The sequence below is a fragment of the Nonomuraea polychroma genome (genome assembly GCF_004011505.1).
Classification (GTDB): domain Bacteria; phylum Actinomycetota; class Actinomycetes; order Streptosporangiales; family Streptosporangiaceae; genus Nonomuraea; species Nonomuraea polychroma.
This window is the reverse complement of record NZ_SAUN01000001.1, coordinates 8,971,995-8,997,695: the sequence shown is the minus strand read 5'-3', so window position 1 is coordinate 8,997,695 and position 25,701 is coordinate 8,971,995. Positions and strand designations below refer to the sequence as shown.

Here is a 25,701-nt window from a genome sequence, read left to right as displayed (position 1 = left end):
AACGCCGCTCTGAGGGCAGTGAAGAAAGTGTGAGCAAGAGCGGCTTGCGCATCGAGACGACCCGATATCTCCAGTGCACGGTCATACGTGCCAGCGGTGAGCTCGACCACGCGGGACGCGTCCGGTTCAGTGCCTGCATCAACGCGGTGTGGGACTGGTCGGACGGTCCCGTACTCGTGTTCGACCTGGCCGAGCTGGATTTCTACGACTCCTCGGTCATCGGCGTGCTGGCGATGGCGATGCAGCGTATGGAGGAGGAGGGAGGCGGGCGGATCATCCTGGTTCGGCCCTCCGGTCACCTGCTGTCCGTGTTGCGGCTGACGGACCTGCTGTCGCACGTGGAACTCCGTGAGAGCGTCGAGGAGACCGTGGCGGAGTTGATGCTGCAGTCGGGGGAATCCGGTAGCCCCGCGCCCACCCGCCCGCCTGTCGTCGTCCACTCGGGCCGGCGCTAGGCGGCCGAACGCGGGGCTTTCTGAATCGGCCTACAGCCCGTACGTCTCCAGCAAGCGCAGCCAAATCTCGCTGACCGTCGGGAACGACGGCACGGCGTGCCAGAGCCGGTCGAGCGGCACCTCGGCGGTGACCGCGATCGTGGCGGAGTGCAGCAGCTCGGCCACGCCCGGGCCGACGAACGTGACGCCGAGCAGCACCTTCCTGTCCTCGTCCACGACGGCCCTGGCCCGGCCGCGGTAGCCGTCGCCCAGCAGGTACGCCCCGGTGACCGAGCCGATGTCGTAGTCCACCACGCGTACGCGGAAGCCCGCCTCCCTGGCCGACTCCTCGGTCTGGCCCACCGCACAGACCTGCGGGTCGGTGAAGACCACCTGCGGTGCGCCGTAGCCGTCGGCCAGGTCGCGCATCGCGGGCAACTCGTCGCCGCGCGCCCGCGCCGCGATCACGTCGCCGCAGATCCTGGCCTGGTATTTGCCCATGTGCGTGAGCAGCGTGCGCCCGTTGACGTCGCCCACCGCGTACAGCCAGCCCTCGGGGACCTCGGTCGCCCGCAGACTGTCGTCCACGTGGACGTAGTCGCCGTCCTTGAGGCCCACTGAGGCGAGTCCCAGGTCGCGGGTGGCGGGCTTGCGGCCGGTGGCCACCAGCAGCTCGTCAGCCTCCAGCGGCGGCTCCTCGCCCAGGTGCAGCGTCACCTTGCCACCGGGTTCCGGCCGCTCGACCCTGGCCACGTCGGTATGGGTGCGCACCTCGATCCCGGCCTCCGCGAAGGAATCGGCCACCATCTCCCCCGCGAACGGCTCCATCCTGGCCAGCAACCCGCCGCCGCGGACCAGCAAGGTGGTCTGGCGGGCGCCGAGCCCGTGCATGGCCTGTGCCATCTCGCAGGCCACCACCCCGCCGCCGACGACGGCCAGGCGCTCGGGGATGGCGGTGGCCGCGGTCACCTCGTGGCTGGTCCACGGGTTCGCCTCGCGCAGACCCGGCACCGGTGGCACGGCGGCTGTGCTGCCGGTGGCCAGCACCACGGCCTGCCTGGCGGTCAGCACGCGCTCGCCGCCTTCCACCGTGGTCACGTGCACCCGTTTGGGGCCGTCGATGCGGCCGTGACCGCGTACGAACTCGGCGGGCACGCTGTTGATCCACCGCACCTGCCCGGAGTCGTCGTACCGCCCGACGGCCTCGTCGCGGCGGGCCAGCACGGCCGCGACGTCGATCTCGCCGAGCGAGAGCCCGGGCACCCGGCTCACCTCGCCCGCCAGGTCGATCGGCCGCAGCAGCGCCTTGCTCGGCACACACGCCCAGTAGGAGCACTCGCCGCCGGCCAGCCGCTCTTCGACGACGGCCACGGTCAAGCCGCCGCGTACGGCCCTGTCCACGACGTTCTCGCCGGCGGGACCGGCCCCGATCACGATGACGTCGAACTCGTCAGCCACCCCAGCCTCCAGAAGCACTCGTCCGTGAAATGCACTCTTTCACGCCGAGGTACGACGCTCAGCGAGCGCCCCCTGCCGTGTTCGGGTGAGAAACCTGTCATCTCGCCCTCATAGTGGCCCAACGGCCGCCCAGGAGTCTGAGGTCAGCCGCGGAGAGGCCGCGGCGGACGTCAGGAGGAGACTCACATGAGCCAGGCAACACGGCGGATCCTGCTCACGATCACGGTCGCGCTCGGGCTGGGCACGACGGGCGCGATGTTCGTGACGACGAGCGCCCAAGCGGCGGCTGCTCCCGCCTCCGTCCACGTCGCCGCCGTCACGGACGACGATGACGACGACGATGGCGGGGACGATGACGATGACGGCGGGGCTCCCAGGGGTGGGGTCGACACGGGCGTGGGCGGTGCGTCGCGTGACGACGACGATGACGATGACGGCGGGGCTCCCAGGGGTGGGGTCGACACGGGCGTGGGCGGTGCGTCGCGTGACGACGACGATGACGATGACGGCGGGGCTCCCAGGGGCGGTGTCGACACCGGCGTGGGAGGTGCCTCCCGTGACGACGACGATGACGACGACGGGGCCCCGCGGGGCGGCGTCGACACCGGTATGGGCGGGACCGCTGGGAACGCGAGCGTTGAGAGCGGGACCGCTGGGAACGTGAGCGCTGGGAGCGGGAGCGCCGATGACGGGTCGGTTCCCGTGGTGCCGCTGACGCTGGCGGGCGGTGGGCTGCTGGCCGTGGGGGCGTACTGGGTGCGGCGCGCCTTCTTCGCGGGGGCCTGACCGTGCGCGCGTTGCTGGCGGTCGCGACGACCTGCGTGCTGGTCGCGGCGGCCGGATGTGCCGCTGCTCCGGCGCCCGCCGACCCGGCGGCCTCCGCCCACGACAGCGCGGCGTCCTCGGCTCACGAGGGGACGGCGGCTCGGGCACAAGGCGGGGACACCCGCCCCGTGTCGGACACCGCGGCCCGCCGGGCCGACGTCGCCAACCCGGTCCGGTTACGCATCCCCGCCATCGGCGTCTCCACCAAGGTGATCCCGCTGCGGCTGGACACCGAGGGCCGCCTGGTCGCCCCCAAGCAGTTCGACCGGGTGGGATGGAACAAGGCGGGACCGGAACCCGGCGAGCAAGGCGTCGCCGTGATCGCCGGCCACGTCGACTCGACCACCGGCCCGGCGGTGTTCTACCGGCTGCCCCAGCTGCGCAAGGGCGACCGCGTCCACGTCGACCGCTCCGACGGCACGACGGTCACGTTCGTGGTGAACCGCCTGGCCCGCTATCCGAAGAACCGCATCCCCGACAAGGAGGTCTACAGCTCGGGCAGGGGCACTCAGCTCCGGCTGATCACCTGCGGCGGCACGTTCGACCGCGAGCGCCGCAGCTACCGCGACAACGTGATCGTGTTCGCCGGCTGACCCGTAACCCCTCGTGCCGCTGAGGAGCCCGGCTCCCCAGCGGCACCTGTCTCTCCGCCACCACTGGCCTCATTCGTCTTCACGTCGGACAGGCGTCGGACGTCGTTAACCCGCGGCCCGTAGCGTGCCCGCATGGCGGATCATTACCCCACGTCGGTGCCGTACCGGCGGGCGACGGATGGTTACCACACGTACCGGATCCCCGCGGCGGTCGTGACGCAGGCAGGCACCGTGCTGGCGTTCGCGGAGGGACGGCAGGCCTCGGCCGGCGACTCGGGCCACATCGACCTGGTGCTCAAGCGCTCCACCGACGGCGGGCAGACCTGGGGCGCCCTGCAGGTGATCGCCACCGAACCGCGGCGTGGCACCGCGGGCAACCCCGCCCCGGTGGTGCTGGCCGACGGCCGGATCGTCCTGGTGTTCGTCCGGCAGGGCCCGTCGGCAACTGAGGAGAAGATCCGGCGCGGCCAGGTGTCCGCGGCCGATGGGCGGCGGGTGTTCGTGCAGGTCAGCGAGGACGACGGGGTCACCTGGTCGGCTGCTCGCGAGATCACCGGCACCGCGAAGCGGCCGGAGTGGCGCTGGTACGCGACCACGCCCGGCCATGCGATCGAGCTGCGGGGCGGACAGCACGCCGGACGCGTCGTCGTCCCCGCCAACCACTCTCTGCCCCCGACCGGCCAGGACAACGGCACCGAGGGCAAGTACAACGGCGGTCACTCGCTGCTCAGCGACGACGGCGGCCAGACCTGGCGCATCGGCTACGTGGACGACAACCCCGACGGTTACGTCAACGTCAACGAGACCACGGCCACCGAACTGCCCGACGGGCGTGTTTACTTCAACACGCGCACCGAATCGACCGCCCCCGGCACCAGGGCCGACGCGTACTCCGCCGACGGCGGGCAGACGCTGGAGCAGCCGTTCCGCCCGCAGGCCGGGCTGGTCGGCCCGGTGGTGGAGGGCAGCGTGTTGTGGTGTGGCTCGCCCGACGTGCTGCTGTTCTCCGGCCCGGCGGCGCCCGACGCGCGGGCGGTGATGACGGTACGCGCGAGCGACGACCTCGGCGTCACCTGGCGGGTCGCGCACACGGTGTCCGGGTTGCCCGCGGCCTACTCCGACCTGGTCAGGGTCGATGGGGACACGGTGGGCCTGCTGTTCGAGACCGGGAGTTTCGGCCCGTACGAGAGCATCGCCTTCCGCCGCATCCCGGTCGCCGAGCTGGCGCCCTAGATCGCGTTCAGCGGGTTGGGGATCTCCATCCAGCTGTCGCCTGGCGGTGCGCCTTCGAGCTGGGCGAGCAGGAGTGCCTTCACCATGATGTGCGGGCGGAAGAGGGCGTCGCGGTCGGCCCGCACGTCCGGGCCGCCGGGGAGCGCGTCGAACGCCTCCCGGGCGGCGCTCGCCACGACGGCCCACAGCCGTGACTCGGCGGCCCGGTCGCCCTCGCAGAACAGCGAGATCAGGCTGCCGAACGTGGTGCCGATGAGCGAGCCGAACAGCTTGGCGTGCAGGACGGTGGGGTCGTCGCTGAGCAGCCTGGCGCTGACCGGCGGGACCTCGATCCCGTTGCGGGCCAGCCTGGCGGGACTGAGCCGGATGTCGGCCAGGTCCCGGTAGACCAGGCGGACGGGCAGGCCGCGGCCGTGAGCTCCGCGAGCTTCGTCGATCACGATCAGCAGGTTCTGGCCGTGTGCTTCCAGCGCCGCGCCGAGCGCCAGCATGCCCAGGCCGGCGGCCAGGGCCAGGCGGGCGAACGCCGCCAGCCACTCGGCCGGGTCGCGCACCATCTCGCGGGTGACTGCCGCGACGGGCAGCACGGTCGCGGACCCGGCGACGGGCGGCACGGTCGCGGACCCGGCGACGGGCGGCACGGTCGCGGGCCCGGCGACAGGCAGCACGGTCGCGGGCCCGGCGATGGTGGGTGTCGGCTCGCGGAGCATGGCCGACAGGTCGGCGCTCAGCTCGCCTTTCGCCGTGGCCGCGGCTCCGGCCAGGTAACGGGCCACGCACGGGCCGCCGGTCAGCCGCGCCGACAGGTCCGTGAGCAGGTCGGACAGTGCCACGCAGTCGCGAATGGAGCCGGGGGAGATGTCCCTGACGTCCGAGGTCATCCGGGTGGTGAACGCCGTCTTGACATGCGGTCCGCCGTCGAGCGGGGCCAGGGTGCGGACGGACATGAGCGGGTGGGCGGGGATCGCGCCCGTTGTGTACGGCAGCAGGCCCAGGTCGGGCAGCACATGCTTGGTCTGCCAGGGGTGCACGGGCAGGAGCAGCCGGTCACCGTCGGTGAGCGAGGCCGGCCACGGCCCCGTGACGAGGCAGTCCTCGGCAGGCACCGCTATCAGGTCCAGAGCGACGACGGGACGGTGCTCCGGCATGTACGCCAGCTGCTCGGCCACCGAGACGCCCGGCCGGTTGCGGCAGCACGGGTGGTAAGGGTGGCCGTCGACCACGCTCTGCTCGTAGCCCACAGGTGTGGGCGGCGCGGAGAGGGACGGTGCGGCGGCGCTCGCGCGCGACAGGGCCAAGGAGGCGACGCTGTTGGCCAGGTCCTCGACCAGCCGTCCAGAGCCGGGCACGCCGAGGGCTGCCAGCAGCTCGGCGGGGTGCGTGCAGGGGCGGCCGTCCAGCCACAGCGCGGGTTCGCCGCCCAGGTCGTACGGCAGCCGTGCCCGCCCCGCCACCTGCCGCCCATCGGACGTCACCACAACGGCCTGCCCCCGCCCGTCAGGCGATCGCACGGTCAGGCCGGGCAGGGGTTCGTACAGGAGGCTGCGCCACAGGCGGCCCAGGACGGCGGCCCGGGCACCCGGCAACGCGGCGGCATAGGCGGCCGACAGGTCGGGGCGCACAACGGCCAATTCGGCCGCGAACTCGCTCTCCACTTGCCCCATATTTCCCACTATTTCCAGAAACATCCTGGTGTAGCTTTCCTCTGACCAGCGATGGGTACACACGGTAGGAGCAGGTCGCCATGGCATCCACCGACGGCCTCCTCCCGCCTACCGGGCCGGAGCGAGAGGCATGGAGAGGCGCCGAAGCCCTCGCGGTGACGGCGTTGCTCAACTGCCTGCTCCGCGAGGTGGCCCACCCTGGCCCGGACCCCGGGACGTACACGCTGCCCGCCACCGGTCACGTGGTGTGGACCGAAGGCGATCGATTCCCCACCGCCGCCGCGCTCCGCACGCCCGACGGCTGGTGTCCGCTGTCGCTGGCCGGCCTGAGCTCGCTGACCGCGGCCGAGCTGCGTGCGGGCACCGGGGTGTCCAATGACGTGCTGCCTGCCGAGATCGCCCACAGCCGGGACGTGACGGCGGTTCTGCTGGCCGCCAGGCAGGCCGCCGCGCCGCCCGCCGACCCGTACCTGCGGTCCGAGCAGGCTCTTGTGGCCGGGCATCGTTACCACCCGGCGCCCAAGAGCCGCGGCGGGGGCGGGCCGGAGGAGTGGCTGCGGTACTCGCCGGAGGCGTACGCGAGCTTTCCGCTGCCGCTGCTCGGCGTGCCCCAGGAGTTCCTGGTGGCGGAGGGGGACACGGAGGCGCTCGACGGGCTCGGCCCGCCCGCCGGCGACGGCCTGGCGCTGCTCCCGGCCCATCCCTGGCAGGTGGAGCTGCTCGGCGGGCTGCGTGACGGCCCGCTGCGGCACCTGGACAGGACCACGGCCGTCGCCGTGCCGACCGCGTCGATCCGCACGGTGTACCTGCCGGAGGCGGACCTGTTCTGCAAGTTCAGCCTGGACGTGCGGGTCACGAACGACATCCGCCGCCTGTGGCTGCGTGACCTGCACCGGCTGGGCATGGTGGCCGACCTGGTGGACGGGGCGTTCGACGGTCTGCCCGAGCACGTGCCGCGGCCCGCCGTGCTGCGCGACCGCGGTTACCGCAGCGCGGAGCTGGGCGGGGACGGCGGTGAGGCGCTGGCGCTGATCGTACGGGACGGGCTGCGCGAGCACCTGCGCCCCGGGCTGACGGCGCTGCAGGTGGCGGGGATCAGCGAGGGTTTCCCCGGCAACCCGCTCGACCGGCTGGACGAGGACCGGTCGCTGCTGTGGTGGGAGCGCTACCTGGAGCACGTGGTGCCGCCGGTCCTGCACGCGTACCTGCGCCATGGGGTCGTGCTCGAATGCCACCTGCAGAACGTGCTGATCGCGGTGGACCGGCACGGCACGCCCGCCCAGGCCCTCTTCCGCGATCACGAGGGCGTCAGGATCCTCGCGGACCGGCATCCCGAGCTCCCGGACACGGCCGTGGTGAGCCGTTCCTACGGCTGGGAGCGGCTGGTCTACTGCCTGGTGACCAACAACCTCTACGAGATCGCCGGAGCGCTCGCCGCGCGCCATCCCCGGCTGCGGCCCGAGTTGTGGGCGCGGGCGAGGGCCGTGTTCGCCGGCACGGCGAAGGAGTACGGCGATCCTGAGGAACTGCGGGCCCTGCTCGCCGATGCCCACATTCCGGCCAAAGCCAACCTGCTCCTGCGGTGGACGGACGCCGAGGGTGAGGCGATGCGGTGTGTGCCCGTGCCGAACCCGCTGCGGCTCCTTACGGCCTGACCTGTTCAGCGGTCGCGGTGCGGCCAGGGAGAGGCGGCCACCACGGCGCCGTACAGGATGTGGTCGGCCAGCAGGGCCAGCCGTTCCACTCCGGTCTCCGGCTTGCGGGGCAGGCCGAGGACAGGCGCGATGGCCATCTCGAACCCGGCCCAGAACAGCACGCCGTAGAGCGGACCGGCCCACGGCCGAGTGCGCACCGCCTGCGGCAGCATGCCGAAGAACGCGCCGCCGCCCGCTCCGTACAACCAGTGCACCGCCTCCACGACGGCGGGCCGGCGCTCGACCGGGACACGGTGGAACGCCTCAGGCGCGGTCTTCTTGATCACGGCCTCCGGCGGCGTCTGCGCCACCAGCCCGAGCGAGGTGGTGAGCTGCCGCAGCCCGGACATCGCCATGGAAGCGATCGCGCCGCGGGCGGCCGCGCGCACGATCGGCTGACGGCCGGCGTCCTTTGCCTGGTCGTTCATGGTCAGTGGCTACCGAAGGGCGCGCCGGCTAAACCTCGGGCGGCAGGAGTCGCTCGGGCAGGGATCTCATGCGGCCGATGATGGCGGTGGTCGAGCGGTCGGGAAGGTAACCGAGCACGCGTACCTCGCCGCCCAGCGCGCGCACCAGCGGTGCTTCCGGCAACATCTCCGGCAGGTAGTCGCCGCCTTTGACGTAGAGCTCCGGGCGGATCATCCTGAGCAGCCGCTCCGGGGTGTCCTCGTCGAACTCGACCACGTAGTCCACGTCGTTCAGCGCCCCTAGCACGGACATCCGGTCCTCGCACGGGTTCACCGGCCGTCCGGGGCCCTTCAGCCGGGCCACGCTCGCATCGCTGTTGACCGCCACCACCAGCACGTCGCCGAGCCGCCCGGCCTCCTCCAGATAGGTCACGTGCCCTCGGTGCAGCACGTCGAAGCAGCCATTGGTGAACACGATCCGCTCACCCCTGCGCCGGTGCTCGTCCAGCAGCTCGGCCAGCCGCTCGGGGGTCTGCACCGCGCCCTCTCGGCGGCGCAGGGCACGCAGCAGGTCGTGCCGGGTGCAGATGGCCGTTCCGGAGCGGCGCACGACCACGCCTGCCGCGGCCTGGCCTGCCTGCGCCGCCTCCTCCGGCGACGCGCCGCTCGCCAGCCAGAGCGCGAAGGCGGCGGTGTAGGTGTCGCCGGCGCCCGTCGCCATGTGCTGCGGCGCGGGCTCGGCGTAGGTCCGGTACGGCGGGCAGCCGCTCCTGTGCATCAGCGTGCCCTCGCCGTCCAGCGTGGTCACCACGATCCCGGCGCCGGTGAGCTCCAGCAGCCGGTCACTCCGCGCCATCAAGTACGCCGGCCGGTCCACCTCGTCGTCCTCGTCGCCCAGCAGACGGACGACCTCGGCGTAGTTCGGCAACACCGCGGCCGGCGCGCACTCCCGCCACGGCGCCACCGCGTGCGCGTCCACCACCAGCAGGTCGACCCCGGCGAGCGCCCCTCGCACGGTGGGAGTGAACACGCCGCCGCCGTAGTCGCAGGCCACCACCACGTCGGCCCGGCGCACGGCCGCCGACACCCGCCGCCGCAGCTCCCGCTCGGCCTCGGCCGGGATGACGTCGTGGTCCTCCTCGTCGTAGCGGGCCGTGAGCTGGCCGCTGGCGACCAGCCGCCGCTTGTGCGCGGTGCGCCGCCCCGGCACGGTCACCAGGTCCGTCTCCACGCCGAGCAGGCGCAGCGACTGCACCAGCTCCTCCCCGGGAGGGTCGTCGCCCACGACACCGACGAGCCGGACGCGGGCCCCGAGCGCCACGAGGTTGGCCGCCGTGTTGGCGGCGCCGCCCGGCGCGTTCTCGGTCGCCTCCAGGTTCATCACGGGCACCGGCGCCTCCTGGGCCAGCCGTTTGGCCGAGCCGAGCAGCCACGAATCCAGCATGACGTCGCCAATGACCACGGCGTTGACCGTCTTCTCGTTCGCGATGCCCATGATGAGCGAGTACCTGTGAAAGCTCTGCTCAAACCCATGGGGTCACGGCCTGCGCCAGGTATGGAGGGCATGTCCTGGGGTAGCCGGGCGGCTATGCACGGCTGCTCGGACCTGGTCGACGGCGTGGAGCGGATCGCGGTGCTGAGAGCCAACGCGATCGGCGACTTCCTGCTGGCCGTGCCGGCGTTGGAGGCGCTCAAGCGGGCCTACCCCGGCGCCCGGCTGACCCTGCTCGGCACCGACTGGCACGCCAGGTTCCTCACCGGGCGGCCCGGGCCTGTGGACGACGTGGTGGCACTGCCGCCGATCTCGGGGGTCTCGACGTCGGAGCGCGGGCACACGGCACCGGCCGAGCTCTGCGAGCGGCTGCGGGAGCGCGGGTTCGACCTGGCCGTGCAGATCCACGGCGGCGGCCGCTTCTCCAACCCGTTCATCCGGCGGCTCGGGGCACGGGTGACGGCCGGGCTGCGGGCGCCGGACGCCGAAGGGCTCGACCGCTGGGTGCCGTACACGGACTACCACCACGAGACGCTGCGGTTCCTGCAGGTCGTCGCGCTGGTCGGCGGGGTCGCGGACGGGCTGGAGCCCCGCCTGACGGTCACCGGCGAGGACCGGGACGAGCTGGCTCGCGCCTTCGGCGAGCCACCGCCGGGGCTGGTCGCCGTGCACCCGGGTGCGAACGATCCGCGCCGCCGATGGCCGGTGGAGCGCTTCGCCGCGGTAGCCGACCGGCTCGACCGGCCCATCGTCATCACGGGCACGGACAAGGAGCGGGACCTGGTGGAGGGCGTGGTGGCCGCCATGCGCCGCCCGGCCGTCCCAGTCGTGGGCACCCTCAGCCTCGGCGGCCTGGCCGCCCTCTACGAGCGCTGCGACCTGGTGATCGCCAACGACACCGGCCCCCGGCACCTGGCCGCCGCCGTCGGCACGCCCACGGTCGCCGTCTACTGGTGCGGCAACCTCATCAACCACGGGCCGCTGACCAGGACCCGGCACCGGCCGCTGATCTCGTGGACCACGGCGTGCCCGGTATGCGGCGCGGGCGGCGTGGACCCGCGGGCGGAGCGTTGCCCGCACGACCCGTCGTGGGTGACCGACGTGTCCGTGGGCATGGTGATGGAACAGGTCAGAGACTTGCTCACGGTGGAGGGGAGATGTGGACATGAGTCATCACGCGGTGCTTGACGAGCTGCGCCAGGCCATCGACGAGGCGTTCGGCGGGCGTGACCGGGTCTCGATCCGGGAGGTGTACTCGCACGCCTCCGAGCACGTGAACCTGCCCGCCGACCTGCTCGCGCACCTCAACGAGTTGCCCGAGGGCGCCTACAACCGGCAAGAGGTGACCGAGGCGATCAATGACGTCATCCGGCGCCGGGGTGAGCAGGACAGCCTGGGGCTGCTGGATCAGGATTCTCCGGAATCGGGCGCATAGCGGGCTCGCCGGTGACGGTACACGATCCGCAGGGAGCAGGTCGCGGAGGGGGTGCCCCTTCAACGTGAGCGCCCGCCAGGACCATCACCGATCGCGAGACCGGTCAGGTCGTCGGCCGCCAGAACGTGCTGCAGCTGCACGCATGGGCGGACGACGACAACGTTCTCGCGCTGGGCTGCGCGGGCTCGTGCGAGAGCGAGTTCAACAACGGCCTGGTCCTGGTGAGCATCGACGGGAAGCGGATGACCCAGCTCGCCGCCAACCGCGACACCAACAAGGACGACGCCTGGCGGTGGGTCCTCACACCCAGGTGATGCCGGCGGACAGTTTTTGACCGATCGTTCTTGATAGTGCTAGCTTCGTCCCCGTGGCACGGAGCAAGGAGTTCAATCCTGAGTCGGCGCTGGAGAAGGCGCTCGAGCTGTTCTGGGAGCGCGGTTACGAGGCGACCTCGATGGCCGATCTCGTGGCGCACCTCGGCATCGCGCGGGCCAGCCTCTACTCGACCTTCGGAGGCAAGCGCGAGCTCTATCTCAAGGCGCTGGAGCTCTACCTGGCCCAGCGCGACGTGGTGGAGCCGCTGTCCCAGCCGGGTCCCGCGCTGCCCGCGCTGCGGGCCTTCCTCGACTCCTACGTCGCGGAATGCCTGGCCGACGAGCTGCGGCGCGGGTGCATGGTGGTGAACACCGCTGTGGAGTTCGCCTCCCGCGACCCGGCCGTGTCCCGCAAGGTCGCGGCCAGCTGGACGGGGCTGGAGACCGCCCTGGCCGCAGCGCTGATGAGGGCTCGCGCTCAGGGGGAGATCCCGGAGGGCAAGGATCCCCACGCGCTCGCCAGGTTCCTGCTCGTGCTGCTGCAGGGCATGAGGGTGCTCGGCCGGGCCGATCCGGACCCGCGCCGGCTGCGTGACGCGGTCGATCAGGCCATGGCGGCCGTCCAAATATGAGAACGATTGGTATGGAATGAAGAAATTCGAGGGCAAAGTCGCGCTCGTCACCGGCGCGACCGGAGTCGTGGGCGGGGCGGTCGCGCGGGCGTACGCGCAGGAAGGCGCGGCCGTGCTGGCCGCCGGGCGCGACGCCGGCCGGCTGGCCGCGCTCGTGAAGGGCATCGAGGAGGACGGCGGGCGGGCGAGCGCGTTCACCGGGGACGTCACGAAGTCCGCCGAGGCCGCCGCCATGGTGCGGGCCGCCGTCTCCCGCTATGGCGGTCTCGACGTCGCCTGCAACGCGGCCGGGATCTTCGGCATGCTGGCGCCCGTGGCGGACTACGACGAGGACGTCTGGGACCAGGTGCTCGCCGTGAACCTCAAAGGCGTGTTCCTGTCGATGAAGCACGAGATCGCCCACATGCGCGCGCACGGCGGCGGCGCCATCGTCAACGTCGCCTCCAACCTGGGCGCGCACTGGCGCCTACCGGGGGCCGCCGCCTATGCCGCCTCGAAAGCCGCGGTGAGTCACTTGACCCGCACCGCCGCCCGCGACCACATCGCCGACGGCATCCGCATCAACGCGGTCAGCCCCGGCCCCATTGACTCCCCGATGTCCATGCGACCGAGGGAGACCCGGGAGGAACGGGACGAGCGTATGCGCGGCGCGCTGCCTATCGGCCGGGTCGCCATGCCTGAGGAGATCGCCGCGTCGGTGTTGTGGCTGTCGTCCGAGGAGTCGAGTTTCGTCGTCGGCCAGGACCACGTGATCGACGGCGGCGCCACGGCCTGATCTTCATCACAGAGCCCTCGGCGGGCGGTCCGGCCGGCCGCGCGGCGCCGCGCGGCCGGCCCAGGTGCGGCTCTTGATCGCCGGTGTCCCTCAGGTACGCCACGTGATCTGGTCGAACACGGCGGTGGCCAGGGTGTCCGGGCTCCCGGACGTCACGGCGAGGCCCGCGTAGTACGGGGCATCGCCGAAGGCCGCCAGTGTGTCCTGGCTCACCGTCGTCCAGGTCGTACCGTCGCCCGACACGGAGGCAGTGAAGACCATGCCCGTGCGCCGCAACCGCAGCCACACCGGGGCTCCGGAGAACGACGGGCCGTTCACCGCCGGCGCGCTGCCGGCCACCTTCGTCCGCCGGATCAACTGGCACACGCCGCTTCCTCCGGCGGTCACCACCGTCCCCGCCATCAGGTCGAAGGGATTGAGTGACTTCGCCATCACCACCCCGATCCGGCCGGGTTCGCCGGTCGGCCGGGTCAGCCGGGCCGTGAACTCCGCGTCCCCGGACAAGGGCACGTACGCGAAATGGGCGCTCGCGCCCTGCCCGTTGACGTTGAGGTCGGCGCCCGCGCCACGTACGGTGAAGACCCCGTCGTCGTGGTGGGTGACGCCCGGAGTGCGGACGAACGCCACGCCGTACGTGCCGTGGAGCCGCTCGTCATAGACCACGTCGCCGAGGTCCCGGTACGCCCAGGGGTCCGGTGGAGCGGCGGCCACGGTTAGAGGGAGCGCTGCCGTTCCCGAGCCGCTCGCGTTCTCCGCCGTCAGCCGGATGGTGTGCTCTCCGGACTCAGCGGGGGTGCCAGTGATCACACCGGTCCGAGGATCGAGGCTCAGCCCGCCGGGCAGTCCCGTCGCCGTGAACCGTACCGGATCGCCCGTGGCGCGCACGACGAGGCGGAACGGCCGCCCGGCGGCGCCGTACGCGATCTTGGGGGTGGACAGTGCGGGCGCCGTGGAGGGCTGGGGCATCCGGGCGCTCACCGGACGCGAGCGCGGCCCCGTCCCGGCCGTGTTGCCGCGCGCGACGACGTAGTGGTACGTGCGGCCGGGAACGCCGGTGGCATCCCTGAACCGGGTCCGCGTGCCGAACCCGACAGGGGCGACGCCGGTGGCCAGCACCTCGTACGGGCCTCGCTCAGCGTCCCCGCGCCACACCGTATACCGCCCGGACAGGTCGTCGTCCCGCCACGTGAGCTGAACCGCGGAGTCGTCCTCTGCCGCCTCCGCCTCGCTCACGCCGCCCTGCGGCTCGGAGACCGACCAGCCGGTGCCGCCTGCCGCCTCGATCGTGACGTTGTCGAAGCAGGCCGTGCCGGTCTCCGCATAGTCCTGCGCGACCCCAAGGCACGAGGTGAAGGCCAGCCCCACCAGGGCGTGCCGGCCCAGCGGCAGCTCGTCCGAGCCCACCGTGGTCCACTCGTGCCCGTCCGGCGAGATCTCTCCCGTGAGGAGGGATCCCTTGCGCGTGATCCGCACCCAGTAGGGCATCCGCAGCCGGTAGCCGTCGCCCGCCGCCTCCACATAGGGAGATTCCAGCGGCGTCGCCGACTCGGGCAGCGGCCCGAGCTCAGAGATCGGGAAACCGGCGTTCACCGTGATCGCCGAGCGCTGTGACGGCGGCACGGGGATGGAGCCGGTGCCGCGCGTGGCGCCGCCGGGAGTGGCCCGTACCGTCCACACCCCGCTCCAGGTGTGCAGCGGCAGACCCTGTAGCAGCATCGCCGCGTGCGGCGCCCCCGCCTCGAGCGAGCCGCGTACCATGACACCCACCTGGGAGTACTGCGAACTGAGTGGGTACACGACCCGGGCGGTGACGGTGCCGTCCGCCGCCAGCGGCAGCCAGGCGAAGCGGAAGGAGTCGGCGTTTTCGGCGATTCCCGTGCCGCCCGCCTCCATGGTGACGCGCTCACCGTCGTATCCGGTCCGGCCCTTCGGCCGGGTCGCGCCGATGTCACCGGTACGCCAGGGCGCGGGCAGTCCGGAAGCCGCCACGGCAGGCAGTGATCGAGGGCCGGCGCCTTGGCCGTTGGCCGCCGTGACCGTGTAGGCGTAGGCGCGGCCCGCGCCTGCGGTGCGGTCGGTGTAAGAGGTCGCGGTGAGGTCGTCGGCGAGCCGCGTGTACGCGTCGGCGTCCGGCTCCTTCCGCCACACCGCGTAACTCTGGGCGCCGACCGCCGGCGCCCAGGCGACCTCGATCCCCGCGTCGCCGGAGGCCGCCGTCACACCGGCCGGGGCAGTGGGCGCGCCGGCCGGCAGGCCCGCGCCGCGCTCCGTACCGGCGAAGGTGAGGGTCCCCCACGACGGGTGGTCGTCGTTGTAGCCCTCGACCACGCGCGTCCCGCCCTCGCCCCGGAAGATCACCTTCTCGGTGTAGGGTGCGGGCTTGCCGAGGCGTCCCGCGTAATGGGCGTACCCCATCTCCCACAGCGGCCGGAACACGGCGCGCTGCCGGTTGGAGACGGCCGTCTTGATGTACTTGCCGGTGCGGTCGAGATCGGGAGTGAACGGCACGGAGTCGTCGCCGAGGTTGTAGCGGGCAAAGTACTCGAAGTTGGCGAGCATCCGGTCGTCGGCGAAGCCGAAGAGATCCACGCCCTGCTGCCAGGCGACCTCGGCCGCGTCCGCGAGCAGGCCTACCGCGAGCTGCTCGTGGGCCTGGTCGCGGCCGGACTCCTGGCCCTGCCCGGCGGCCGTGACGACGCGGTTGAGCACGGAGCCGTTGCCGGCCCCGGCCGTCGCGAACCGCATGGCGTCCTCGAACATCACCCGGTCGTCGCAGAACACCGCGATGGCGAGGATCGTACGGAGCGCGCCGAGGTCCCAGTTGCCGTTGGCGTACAGGCAGTAACTGGACACCGCCGGGTACCAGACGTCGGTGAAGGAGCGGACGCAGCGCCGCACCGACGCCTCGGGCCAGCCGTCGTAGCCGGTGTGCCGGAGGATCTCCGCGGCGTTGACCAGCTTGAACCCCTGGATTCCTGCGCCGAGCTGCCCGTCCGCGCCGGTGATTCCGGTGAGGGAGGCCGCCCAGGCGTCCAGGATGTCGCGTGCCTTGTCGGCGTGGCGGACGTCGCCGGTGATCGCCCACATCAGGGCGTTCTGGTAAGCGGCGGCCGCGTCGGCGGCGGCCTGGTTGGCGAAGTTGGTGGGGCCGCGGCCCCAGGTTGTGATCTGCCCGGTGTTCTGGACGGTGTAGGCGTGCTGGGAGCGGGCGTGGGCGGCCATCGCGGCGAAACCGGCGGCGATCGGCTCGCGTCCGGCCGCGACCGCGGACTTCATCCGGTCCAGGTCGGCGCGGGAGTGGAGGAGGCCAGGGTGGGCGAAGGCGAATGCTTCTTCCGCATTCGTTCCTTCCGGGCTCAGGGCCCACGCGGGAGTGGCGGAAGCGGACAGCAGCCCGCTCCCGGCCACGGCCGCGAGCCCCGCCGCGCTGAGGAACGACCGTCGGCTCAGGGGATTCACGGGAGTCTCCTTGCTCAGGCGGGGTGCCCGACGGTGACGGTGAGGGACTTCGTCGCCGTGCCCACGTTGTTCGTGGCCGCGACGGTGACCGTGTAGGTGCCGGGGACCTGCGGGATTCCGGAGATCAGACCGGTGTTCTTGTCGACCGTGAGGCCCTTCGGCAGGCCTTCGGCGTTGAACGACGTCGGCAGCGCGGTCGCGGCGATCAGGTGGTTGAAGACCTGCCGCGCGGTGGCCGCCGCCTCGCCCGGGCTCGTGATCTGCGGCGCGACGGTGGCCGCCGGCGCGGCGGCGTCCAGAAAGCGCAGGTTCTTCACGTGTTCGTTGACGAACATCGGGACCATGTCCTGGGTCAGGTACCAGCGAGGCTTCTGCATGGTGTCGGCGATGACCGTGCCGTTGATCGCCAGGTTCTGGAAGGTGACGTTCGTGACCGGGCGGTCCGCGTCGTAGCCGACGATGAGCGACATGTTGGCGCGGGTGCCGTCGTACTTCAGGTTCCGCACGTACACGTCCTCGATGCCCCGGCCTGGCGAGGAGTTGTACCGGTTGGCCATGACCCGCATGTTGATCAGCTGGCCCCAGCGGAAGTCTTCCACCCGTACGTCCTGGATGCGGACGTTGCGGATCAGGTTGCTGTCGCCGGTGTTCATGGCGAAGCAGCCCTGGTAGAGGACCTGCGGCTCGCGGTGGTCGAGAACGTCGATGTTGCTGAACACGATGTTCTCGATGACCTCCGGTTTCTCCGGGTTGCCGTGCGTGCCCATGTTCACCGGGTGCGCGACGTCGGCCCAGAGGATGGAGTTGCGTACGGTGACGTTGCGGGTGTCTCCGTAGTAGTCCCAGCGGTGGGCGTAGATGGCGATGCAGTCGTCGCTGTTGCGCATGAAGACGCCCTCGATCAGGACGTCCTCGCTGCTGAACACGTCGATGCCGTCGCCCCACTGGCCGCTGCTGTAGGAGTGCAGGTTGCGGACGGTGACCTGCCTGGACTGGCCGATGGTGCAGGCGTAGCCGGTGCGTGGGTTGAGCACCATGATGCCGTCGATCTCGATGTTCTTGGAGAACGCCGCGGTGATGCCGCCATCGGCGTTCCACAGGATGCCCCGGCCGAGCAGCCGGGCGTTCTCGACGTTGCGGAACTCCACCCGGGCCTTCAGCACCGCGCCGCCGGCCAGGTACACCGTCTTGCCGCTGGGCACCATCAGCACGTTGTTGGGGACGGTGTGCAGGCCGGGGCCGAAGTAAATGACGGTCGGGTCGTCCTGCTCGGGCCGTTGCGCCTCGATCGGGTTGGCGTGCAGTTGCAGGTTGTCGAAGATCTCGCCGTCGACCTCGATGGAGAGGTTGCGCGGCTCGCTGAGGCTGAAGCACACCGTGTCGCCGGCCACATCGGGCTTGATGCCGTACGACAGCGGGCGGATCCGCGCGGAGCCGATGGCGCCCTTGGCCGAGGTGACCTCGACCTCCACGGTGCCGTTGAAGTCGAAGGTGGCGACCGAGGTGTTCCGGAGGATGCCGGCACCCGTCTTCTCGTTGATCGTCTTGGTCGTGCCGCGGAGGACGGGCACGGGCTGCCACTGGCCGTTCGGGGTGCGAGCCTTGACGGAGAAGCTCGCGTTGGTCGGCACCCCGTCCGGGACGGGGTACACCACCAGCCGGTCGGCGACCTCGGACCTGTCGTCCGCATGCGCGGCGCCGGCCATTGTGCCGATCAATGGGTATGCGACCGCGGTGGCGCCCGCGGCCTGGAGGAGCGTGCGCCGGGTCAGCCCGATGCCGTGGGGGTCGGTCATTGGGAGTCCTTGGGGGTGAGGGTGAATCGGGATGGGAGCGTGATGTGCCCGTGCCGAGGGGTCGAAGGACGGCACAGTCAGGCATAGAAACCGGTCTCCATGCCCTGCGTAGATATATCGCGGATAGCCCTCACAGGTAAACGGCTTGACCTAGATTTGCTCACAGGCTAGGTTTCGCTCCGGTGCGTGAAGCGGTAGGCACCGGTAACTGTTGCCGTCGTGCGCCGCGGCGCCGTAACTGACGGGCCCTGCTCTCTGCCGAGCCGGGGGCCACCGAGCGGTGGATCGAAGGCGCCGTCGAGACGCGGCTCCGGCGGCAGTCCGTATTTCAGCGCGAGGACCCGCCCATGTACTGGGCGCTGCTCGACGAATGCGCTCTCCTTCGGCCGGTCGGTGGGAGGGAAGTGATGCGAGAACAGCTGGAGCATTTGCTGAAGCTGACCGAGCGACCCAATATCTCGATCCAGGTCGTGCCGCTGGAGGTTGGGTGCCACAGCAGGTCTGCTGGGAGGCTTCGCCCTCGCGCAGGGTGACGACATCCCAGACCACATCTCACTCGAAGACGCCGCACAGGGCGCTGTATCCGCTCATGAGGACATGGTGCGGCGCGTTAGCCTCATCCGGGACTCCGAGCAACCCGACGTCCCACCGATGATCCTTCGGGGCGATGTCTTCCGCGCTTTCGTGGGCGGCGCGAAGCTCGGAGAATTCGACTTCTGAATCGTGTCCGCTACGGGATGGGCACCGCGGTGCCGGATACCTTGACGCGGGTGTCGCCGGGGATCGCGGTGCATGTCAGGAGGCTTGGCCGCCCCATGTCGACGCCCTGGTGAATGGTGATGCTGCTGCCGTCCTGGAGGTGTCCCAGGGTGCGCAGGTAACCGGTGAAGGCGGCCGCCGCCGCGCCGGTGGCCGGGTCTTCGACCACGCCGCCGGGTGGGAACGGGTTGCGGGCGTGGAAGACGGCGGGAGACTCGGCCCAGAAGAGGTGGACAGTGGTCCAGCCCAGCTCCGCCATGATCTTGGCGAGGGCGTCGTAGTCGTAGTCGAGGTCGGCCAGGCGGTCTCGGGTGGCCGCCGCCAGGACGAGATGGTCGTTGCCGGCGTTGGCGACGTGTGCCGGATAGGCGGGGTCCAGATCGTCGGCCGACCAGCGCAGTCCGGCGAGCGTCCGCCGTATCTCCTCCTCGGTGGCTGGGCGGGTGGAGGCAGGCGGGCTCGTCAAGACAGCGGTGATGTCACCGGCCGGGCCTGGGACGATCTCCACCGGGACCGGGCCCGCCTGGGTGGCGAGGTGCACGGTTCCCTGGCCGATCCGCTCGCCGAGCGCGACCGACGTCGCGATCGTCGCGTGGCCGCAGAAGGCGACCTCGGCCAGCGGGCTGAAGTATCGGACCCGGTACTGACGCTCTCCCGTGGGAAAGAGGAAGGCCGACTCGGAGTAGCCGAGCTCGGCGGCTATGGCCAGCATCTCGGCGTCGGACAATCCCTGGGCGTCCAAGACCACTCCGGCGGGATTGCCCCCAGAGGGGGTGGTGGTGAAGGCGGTATATCTCAGGACTTCGGTCACCTGACCATCATTGCGCCTGCCCATCGGCGGTCAACGGGGGTAGGGGCGTGCCGGGAAACGGGTTTCCGCTGGAGGGGGAGTGGGATGACTCGTCGGCTTCGGGTCGGGGCGGCGCTGTCGCTGTCCGGGAAGCATGCCCGGTTCGGGAAGCAGGCGAAGCTGGGCCTCGACGTCTGGCAGACCTTCGACGAGTCGGCAGAGCTGATCGTCGAGGACGACCGGAGCGATCCCGAGGTGCTGGAGCAGGTCCTGGTCTCGCTGGCGGCGCGCTGCGACCTCCTGCTGGGGCCGTACTCCACCGGGCTCATGCGCAGGGCGGGACGTGTCGCGGCGGCGATGGACCGGCTGATCTGGAATCACGGGGGTTCGGGCGATGACGTGGAAGAGGCCCATCCCGGGCATGTCGTCTCGGTCCTTACGCCGACGAGCCGGTACGCCGAACCCTTCGTCCGCCACCTCGCGGAGAACGGCCACCGGAGCCGGTTGTGGATCGCCGAGGGCAAGGGGAGCTTCGGGCGGCAGGTGGCCGAGGGCGCGGAGGCCTGCGCGAGGGAATGGGGCATTCCGGCGAGCCGTATCGGGTCCGGGGAAAGCCTTCCGGCGCATGGGGAGTGGAATCTGCTGTGTGCCGGGTCGTTCGACGAGGACGTCGAAGTGATCAAGCGGGCGGGCGGTCCGCGGGTCGTTTGTGCTGTGGCGGCGGGAGTGCGGGAGTTCGGCGAGGCCGTGGACGATCCGCGGGGGATTTACGGGGTCGGGCAGTGGTTCCCGGGGAGCGGGCACGCGGAACTCGGTGTTTCCGAGCGGGAGTTTCTCGACGCCTACCGGGAGCGGGCCGGGGCCCTGCCCGGTTATCCCGCCGTCCAGGCCGCGGCCACCGCGATCATCGCGACTCACTGCGCCGCCGAGGCCGGAAGCGCTGAATGTGCGCAGTTGTGGGCGGTCGCCGGTGCGCTGGAGACCACCACGTTGTTCGGCGCGTTCGCGATCGACCCGCACACCGGTCTCCAGGTCGGCCATCGGGCGGCGCTCACCCGGTGGGAGGCTCATGGGCCCGTTGCCGTCGGCTGAGCGAAGGGTGCGGCCCGCACCCGCCGGAGCGGGCGCGGGCCGCACGAAAGGGTCAGACCCGGCTGATGCGGACCGCGTCGGCGATGACGAGGCCAGTGCCGGAGGTCCACCGGCTCACGCCGACCACGTTGTACGTGCCCGCGTTGAGGGTGAACGTCCCGATGCTGCGCCATGTCCCGCCGCCGGAGCGTTGGTCGACGTACACGGTCTGGTTGCCGCCCGACGCTGCCACGATGTACGGCGCCGAGCTGTTGTACCCGGGATCAGCCGGATACCAGACCTCGACCCGGTACGTGCCGGCGCTGGGGATCGTGGCCGAGTACCACGCCGGGTCGCTGGCGGCGACCGGGTCGGCGAAGCGGTAGTCGGCGCCGTAGCGCTGGCTGGAGTAGGCGGAGGTGCCCCAGTTGGCGCTGGCGGTGAACTGGCCGGCCGTGGTGTTGTCGACGGTCGTCGTCCACGACGGGGTGCCGCCACCGGTCACGTAATTCATGTACGTGGTCCAGTTCCAGTGCGGACCCGGGTCGGTGTGGGTCGCGCCGGGCACCTCGTTGTGGCCGATGATGCCGGTACGGGTCTTCGGGATGCCGTACTTGTCGCACAGGTAGCGGGTCAGCGCGGCCGAGGACCGGTACATCGCGTCGGTGAACCACGAGGCGTCGTTGACCCAGCCCTCGTGCTCGAGGCCGATGGAGCGGGTGTTGTAGGTCCAGTTCCCCGCGTGCCAGGCGATGTCCTTGTCGCGGACCATCTGGGTGATGGCGCCGTTCGAGGACTTGATCACGTAGTGCGCCGAGACGTTGGCGCTGGGGTTCTGGAACCAGGAGATCGTCCCCGCGTACGAGCCCTGGGTGACGTGGATGATCACCCGGTCGATGTTGTAGCTGGACTCGCGGCTGGAGACGGTGTAGTTGCCGGAGTTGGCGGGAACCCACGCGGCGTCCGGGTAGTCCGGGCTGGCGACCTCGGCCTGCGCGTTCAGGTCGCGGGCCTTGGCCAGATCGCCGCGATCGGCGGTGACCTCCTGCGGCTTGACCTGCACGCCGCGGGCGTCGATGCCGAGGCCGAGTTGCTCGTACACGGCGTCGGCGTACAGGCGCGCCAGCTCGGGCGAGGAGGCGTTGCCGTACTTGGCGACGGCCTGGTACCAGCGGCCGATGTCCTTCCTGGCGGTCTCGTCAAGGGCCAGCGCGTCGGCGTGGGAGCGCAGGACCGCGGCGCCGCCGAGGATGTTGGCCGCGTCGTCGGTCTTCAGCTTCTCGACCGGGAGCTTGGTGAGCTCGGCGGCCTTCTCGAGCGAGTGGTTGGTCGGGTTGCTGACCAGGTGCGTCATGCCGTAGCCGCCGCTGGCGCTGGGCTCGCCGTTGTGGCCGTCGAGGTGGGTCTCGGCGTAGGCGAGCGCGACGAGCAGGTCGCGCGGGACGTCGTATGCGGCCGCCGCCTTGGCGAACGCCGCGGGCAGTGGGGCCTCCTTTGCCGCAGCCATGGTGGGCTGGCCTGCGACGATGAGGAGGACGGCGAGAATCGAAGTGGCGAGGGCTGCTAATCGCGTGCGGGCGAGAGTCATGGGTGCTCCTCGTTCACAAGGGTGACGGGAGCAACGTATGGCATGTCCTGACTGATGTCGATAATTGACATTACTTCGGTGTTAGGTGAAACTTTCCGCCTATCGATCGCTTGAAGACTATTGCGCTTTAGTCTGATTGCCCTGAAAATTCCCTTCGTGACCGCGCTTCTGCGTACCGTCTTAGCGGCGCTCACCGCCGCATTCGTCAGCATCGTCACTCCCACCGCCTCCGCCGCCGCAGCCGCCTGCGCGACTGATCCCGCCACCCCCAAACGCCAGCTCAGGGCCATGTGGATCTCGTCTGTCGCGAACATCGACTGGCCGAGCCGCACCGGGCTGAGCGCGTCCGCGCAGCAGGCCGAGTTCCGCGCCTGGCTGGACCTGGCCGTCGCCAAACGGATGAACGCCGTGGTCGTGCAGGTCAGGCCGACGGCTGACGCGTTCTGGCCGTCGCCGTACGAGCCGTGGTCGCAATGGCTGACCGGCACGCAGGGCGGCAACCCGGGCTACGACCCCCTGGCGTTCATGGTCACCGAGGCCCACGCCCGCAACCTGGAGCTCCACGCCTGGTTCAACCCGTACCGGATCGCCAACCACGACGACCCGACCAGGCTCGTCTCCACGCATCCGGCGCGCCAGAACCCGAGCTGGCGCTTCGCCTACGGCGGCAAGCTCTACTACAACCCGGGCATCCCGACGGTACGCGACTTCATCCAGGACGCGATCATGGACGCCGTCTCCCGCTACGACATCGACGGCGTGCACCTCGACGACTACTTCTACCCCTATCCGGTCAGCGGCGAGAGCATCCCGGACGCGGCCACGTACCAGCAGTACGGCGGCTCGTTCAGCAACATCGGCGACTGGCGGCGCAACAACGTCAACCTCCTCGTCCGCGAGCTCGACCAGCGCATCCACGCCGCCAAGCCGCACGTGTCCTTCGGCATCAGCCCGTTCGGCATCTGGCGCAACTCCGGCACCGACCCGCTCGGCTCGCGCACCTCGGGCCTGCAGTCGTACGACGCCATCTACGCCGACAGCCGGCAGTGGGTGAAGCAGGGCTGGGTCGACTACATCGCGCCGCAGATCTACTGGCACATCGGCTTCTCCACCGCCGCCTACGAGGTCCTCACCGCCTGGTGGTCCGACGTCGTCCGGGACACCGGCGTGCAACTCGTCGTCGGCCAGGCCGCCTACCGCGCCGGCGCCTCCGGCCAGGACGCCGCCTGGCAGGACCCGGCCGAGCTCAGCGACCACCTCACCGACAACAGGAAACATCCCGAGATCGTCGGCGACGTCTACTTCAGCGCCAAGGACGTCAAGGCCGATCGGATCGGCGCGATCACCAGGCTCGTCAACAGCCACTACACCAAGCCCGCGCTGCTGCCCGCCCGCGGCTCGGCCGCCGCCCCCGCCGCGCCGGCCATCACCTCCGCCACCCAGGTCACGGGCGGCGTCCAGCTGGCCTGGACCGGGTCGGGCACGTCGTACGCGGTCTACCGCGTGGCCGGCTCCCCGTCCGCGGCGGACCCGTGCTTCTTCGCCGACGCCCGCAACCTGATCACCACCACCAGGAAGACGTCCTTCACCGACACGACCGCCAGTGGCACGCAGACCTACTACGTGACCGCGCTCAACAGGACGCACCAGGAGAGCGCGCCCAGCGCCGGCCGGGTCGCCTCCGGCGGCTCGGCGTTCAGCGTGGTGGTCGACAACGCCGGGTCCGGCTTCACCGCCAGCGCCAACTGGGGCACCTCGACGTACTCTGCGCAGCTGCACGGCACCGACTACCGCTTCGCCGACCCGGTCGCGGCCAGCGATCCCGCCTGGTTCCAGGCCGCCATCCCGAGCGCGGGCAGCTACCGGGTGGAGGTGTGGTATCCGGCCAACTCCGGCTACAACAGCGCGACGCCGTACATCGTGGCCGCGTCGGGCGGCAACCAGACGGTCACCGTGGATCAGCGGTCGGGGGGCGGGGCGTGGCGCGGCATCGGCACGTTCTCCCTCAACGCGGGCACGTACAACGTGGTCGGCGTGAGCCGCTGGACCTCCACCACGGGGTATGTCATCGCCGACGCGGTCCGCATCACCAAGGTCTGACCGCCGGTCGAGCGGGCTGGGCAGGCCGGGCCGATGATCGTACGATGAGCCGGTGGACGGTGCCCGTCCGCGGCCTGCCGACGTGGTCGCGGCCCTGGTCGCGGCAGGCTTGACGCTGACGATCGGCTACGAGGGCCCGCTGCTGCCGATCCTCCTGGCCGCCGCGCTGGCGGTGGTGTGGATGCGCCGCGCGCCGCTCACCGTGGCGTGGATCGCCGCCGGCGCGGCGGTCGCGCTGCCCGTGCTGTGCGTGCTGGCGCCTTCCGTCGTGCCGCCGCTGGATGACCTGCTGGTGTGGCCGCCGTCGTGCGCGTTCGGGGTGTACGCGGCGATGCGGTTCGCGGCCGGGCGGCATCGCCGCGTCCTGCGGTGGTTACCGGTGATCACGCTTGCCGCGGCCGTGCTGCTGCTCGCCGAGTGGCCGGCCGCCGCGCCCCTTGTCCTGCGTACTGAGGTGGTGATCGCGCTGGCGGCGCTGTACGGCCTGTACGCGGAGGTCCGGACGAGGCTGGACCGGGCGCTGGACGAGCGGGCCGAGCGGGTCGAACGCGAGCGGCTGGCCGGCGAGATCCACGACGTCGTCACCCACCGCGTCAGCCGGATGGTGCTGCAGGCCGGAGCCTTGGCCGCGGCCACCGCCGACGACCGGAGCAGGGCGGTGGCGGAGGAGCTGCGCGCCACGGCATTCGAGGCGCTGGAGGAGCTGCGTCACATGGTGGCGTTGTTGCGGCGCGGCAACGGGGAGGGCTTCGACCTGGGCTTGCCGCTGCCCGACCTGCGCTCGCTGATCTCGGAGTTCGCCTGCGCGGGCGTGCCCGTGGAACTGGTCGTGACCGGCACGCCGGTGCCCGTCTCCGGCGCTGTGGGGCGGACGGCGTACCGGGTGGTCCAGGAGGCCCTGAGCAACGTCTGCGACCACGCTCCCGGCGCGGACGCCCGCGTGGAGGTGCGCTATCTCCCCGGCATCGTGCGGATCAGCATCAGCAACACGCCGCCGGACAAGGCGGCGCCCATGCTCGACCAGGAGGACGCGGGCGGCCTGCACGACGTCCGGCAGTGGGTGGAGCTGGCGGGCGGCACGCTGAAGGCCGGTCCAGTGGCGGACGGCGGCTTCCACGTCGAGGCCGTTCTCCCCACGTCCCCGCCTTGACCGACCAAGGTCTTTAGTCGGCATCCTCCCAA

Annotated in this window: 22 protein-coding genes; 14 read left to right on the top strand and 8 right to left on the bottom strand. The window is 71.2% G+C overall.

The features are described from left to right. Positions 1–29: 29 nt before the first annotated feature. Entirely contained in the window at positions 30–455 is a 426-nt protein-coding gene (locus EDD27_RS41355; RefSeq protein WP_127937234.1) for an STAS domain-containing protein, read from the top strand. 30 nt (positions 456–485) lie between these two features. On the opposite strand, the gene EDD27_RS41350 is transcribed toward EDD27_RS41355, so the two are convergent. Beyond that, the gene (locus EDD27_RS41350) at positions 486–1,892 is read right to left on the bottom strand and encodes a dihydrolipoyl dehydrogenase family protein (protein ID WP_127937233.1); all 1,407 of its coding nucleotides are present in this window, start codon (positions 1,890–1,892) and stop codon (positions 486–488) included. A 186-nt stretch (positions 1,893–2,078) separates the two neighbouring features. Here EDD27_RS41350 and EDD27_RS55990 point away from each other — a divergent pair, with 186 nt between their 5' ends. The 3 genes from EDD27_RS55990 (at position 2,079) to EDD27_RS41335 (ending at position 4,543) form a co-directional block, all read left to right on the top strand. Next, positions 2,079–2,678, top strand: coding sequence for a hypothetical protein (locus tag EDD27_RS55990; RefSeq protein ID WP_206641878.1), 600 nt, complete (start codon positions 2,079–2,081; stop codon positions 2,676–2,678). Positions 2,679–2,680: 2 nt separating this feature from the next. Further along, on the top strand, positions 2,681–3,310 hold the full coding sequence (locus EDD27_RS41340; RefSeq protein ID WP_206641877.1) for a class F sortase: 630 nt from the start codon (positions 2,681–2,683) through the stop codon (positions 3,308–3,310). Between the two features lie 132 nt (positions 3,311–3,442). Next, the gene (locus EDD27_RS41335; RefSeq protein ID WP_127937232.1) at positions 3,443–4,543 is read left to right on the top strand and encodes a sialidase family protein; all 1,101 of its coding nucleotides are present in this window, start codon (positions 3,443–3,445) and stop codon (positions 4,541–4,543) included. On the opposite strand, the gene EDD27_RS41330 is transcribed toward EDD27_RS41335, so the two are convergent. Beyond that, on the bottom strand, positions 4,540–6,207 hold the full coding sequence (locus EDD27_RS41330; RefSeq protein WP_127937231.1) for an IucA/IucC family protein: 1,668 nt from the start codon (positions 6,205–6,207) through the stop codon (positions 4,540–4,542). The two genes, EDD27_RS41335 and EDD27_RS41330, sit on opposite strands and share 4 nt — an antisense overlap. Positions 6,208–6,287: 80 nt before the next feature. Between EDD27_RS41330 and EDD27_RS41325 the strand changes: the two genes are divergently transcribed. Continuing rightward, positions 6,288–7,862, top strand: a complete 1,575-nt coding sequence (locus tag EDD27_RS41325; RefSeq protein ID WP_127937230.1) for an IucA/IucC family C-terminal-domain containing protein — start codon at positions 6,288–6,290, stop codon at positions 7,860–7,862. A 5-nt stretch (positions 7,863–7,867) separates the two neighbouring features. Here EDD27_RS41325 and EDD27_RS41320 read toward each other — a convergent pair whose 3' ends face one another. Continuing rightward, positions 7,868–8,329, bottom strand: a complete 462-nt coding sequence (locus tag EDD27_RS41320) for a hypothetical protein (RefSeq protein WP_127937229.1) — start codon at positions 8,327–8,329, stop codon at positions 7,868–7,870. A gap of 28 nt (positions 8,330–8,357) precedes the next feature. Further along, a complete protein-coding gene (rfaE2, locus tag EDD27_RS41315; protein WP_127937228.1) occupies positions 8,358–9,803 on the bottom strand; it encodes a D-glycero-beta-D-manno-heptose 1-phosphate adenylyltransferase in 1,446 nt (481 codons plus the stop codon). Between the two features lie 69 nt (positions 9,804–9,872). Here rfaE2 and EDD27_RS41310 point away from each other — a divergent pair, with 69 nt between their 5' ends. The 5 genes from EDD27_RS41310 to EDD27_RS41290 all read left to right on the top strand — a co-directional run bounded on the left by EDD27_RS41310 (position 9,873) and on the right by EDD27_RS41290 (position 12,956). Further along, entirely contained in the window at positions 9,873–10,988 is a 1,116-nt protein-coding gene (locus EDD27_RS41310; protein WP_241564532.1) for a glycosyltransferase family 9 protein, read from the top strand. Next, positions 10,966–11,235, top strand: a complete 270-nt coding sequence (locus tag EDD27_RS41305; protein WP_127937227.1) for a hypothetical protein — start codon at positions 10,966–10,968, stop codon at positions 11,233–11,235. The genes EDD27_RS41310 and EDD27_RS41305 overlap by 23 nt, the downstream gene beginning before the upstream one ends. Before the next feature lie 125 nt (positions 11,236–11,360). Beyond that, the gene (locus EDD27_RS41300) at positions 11,361–11,549 is read left to right on the top strand and encodes a hypothetical protein (protein ID WP_127937226.1); all 189 of its coding nucleotides are present in this window, start codon (positions 11,361–11,363) and stop codon (positions 11,547–11,549) included. A gap of 53 nt (positions 11,550–11,602) precedes the next feature. Continuing rightward, complete coding sequence (locus tag EDD27_RS41295) at positions 11,603–12,181, top strand: TetR/AcrR family transcriptional regulator (RefSeq protein WP_127937225.1); 579 nt, start codon at positions 11,603–11,605, stop codon at positions 12,179–12,181. Positions 12,182–12,197: 16 nt separating this feature from the next. Further along, positions 12,198–12,956 carry an SDR family NAD(P)-dependent oxidoreductase gene (locus EDD27_RS41290; RefSeq protein WP_127937224.1) on the top strand — a complete coding sequence of 253 codons (759 nt, stop codon included), beginning with the start codon at positions 12,198–12,200 and terminating at the stop codon, positions 12,954–12,956. Positions 12,957–13,046: 90 nt separating this feature from the next. Here the strand turns inward: EDD27_RS41290 and EDD27_RS41285 are convergent, their stop codons facing one another. Then, complete coding sequence (locus tag EDD27_RS41285; protein WP_127937223.1) at positions 13,047–16,415, bottom strand: putative Ig domain-containing protein; 3,369 nt, start codon at positions 16,413–16,415, stop codon at positions 13,047–13,049. A 14-nt stretch (positions 16,416–16,429) separates the two neighbouring features. Next, the gene (locus EDD27_RS41280; RefSeq protein ID WP_127937222.1) at positions 16,430–18,211 is read right to left on the bottom strand and encodes an Ig domain-containing protein; all 1,782 of its coding nucleotides are present in this window, start codon (positions 18,209–18,211) and stop codon (positions 16,430–16,432) included. 248 nt (positions 18,212–18,459) lie between these two features. On the opposite strand from EDD27_RS41280, the gene EDD27_RS59020 reads away from it, so the two are divergent. Next, entirely contained in the window at positions 18,460–18,744 is a 285-nt protein-coding gene (locus EDD27_RS59020) for a DUF5753 domain-containing protein (RefSeq protein WP_421917357.1), read from the top strand. A gap of 197 nt (positions 18,745–18,941) precedes the next feature. Here EDD27_RS59020 and EDD27_RS41265 read toward each other — a convergent pair whose 3' ends face one another. Next, positions 18,942–19,781, bottom strand: a complete 840-nt coding sequence (locus tag EDD27_RS41265; protein WP_241564531.1) for a PhzF family phenazine biosynthesis protein — start codon at positions 19,779–19,781, stop codon at positions 18,942–18,944. Between the two features lie 84 nt (positions 19,782–19,865). Here EDD27_RS41265 and EDD27_RS41260 point away from each other — a divergent pair, with 84 nt between their 5' ends. After that, on the top strand, positions 19,866–20,852 hold the full coding sequence (locus EDD27_RS41260; protein ID WP_127937219.1) for an ABC transporter substrate-binding protein: 987 nt from the start codon (positions 19,866–19,868) through the stop codon (positions 20,850–20,852). A 52-nt stretch (positions 20,853–20,904) separates the two neighbouring features. Here EDD27_RS41260 and EDD27_RS41255 read toward each other — a convergent pair whose 3' ends face one another. Next, positions 20,905–22,419 (bottom strand): golvesin C-terminal-like domain-containing protein, encoded by a 1,515-nt coding sequence (locus EDD27_RS41255; protein ID WP_127937218.1) that lies wholly within the window; start codon positions 22,417–22,419, stop codon positions 20,905–20,907. 156 nt (positions 22,420–22,575) lie between these two features. Between EDD27_RS41255 and EDD27_RS41250 the strand changes: the two genes are divergently transcribed. After that, positions 22,576–24,519: a family 10 glycosylhydrolase gene (locus EDD27_RS41250; RefSeq protein ID WP_127937217.1), complete on the top strand. Its 1,944-nt coding sequence runs from the start codon at positions 22,576–22,578 to the stop codon at positions 24,517–24,519. Positions 24,520–24,571: 52 nt separating this feature from the next. Next, on the top strand, positions 24,572–25,669 hold the full coding sequence (locus tag EDD27_RS41245; RefSeq protein WP_127937216.1) for a sensor histidine kinase: 1,098 nt from the start codon (positions 24,572–24,574) through the stop codon (positions 25,667–25,669). The last annotated feature ends 32 nt before the right edge of the window (positions 25,670–25,701 follow it).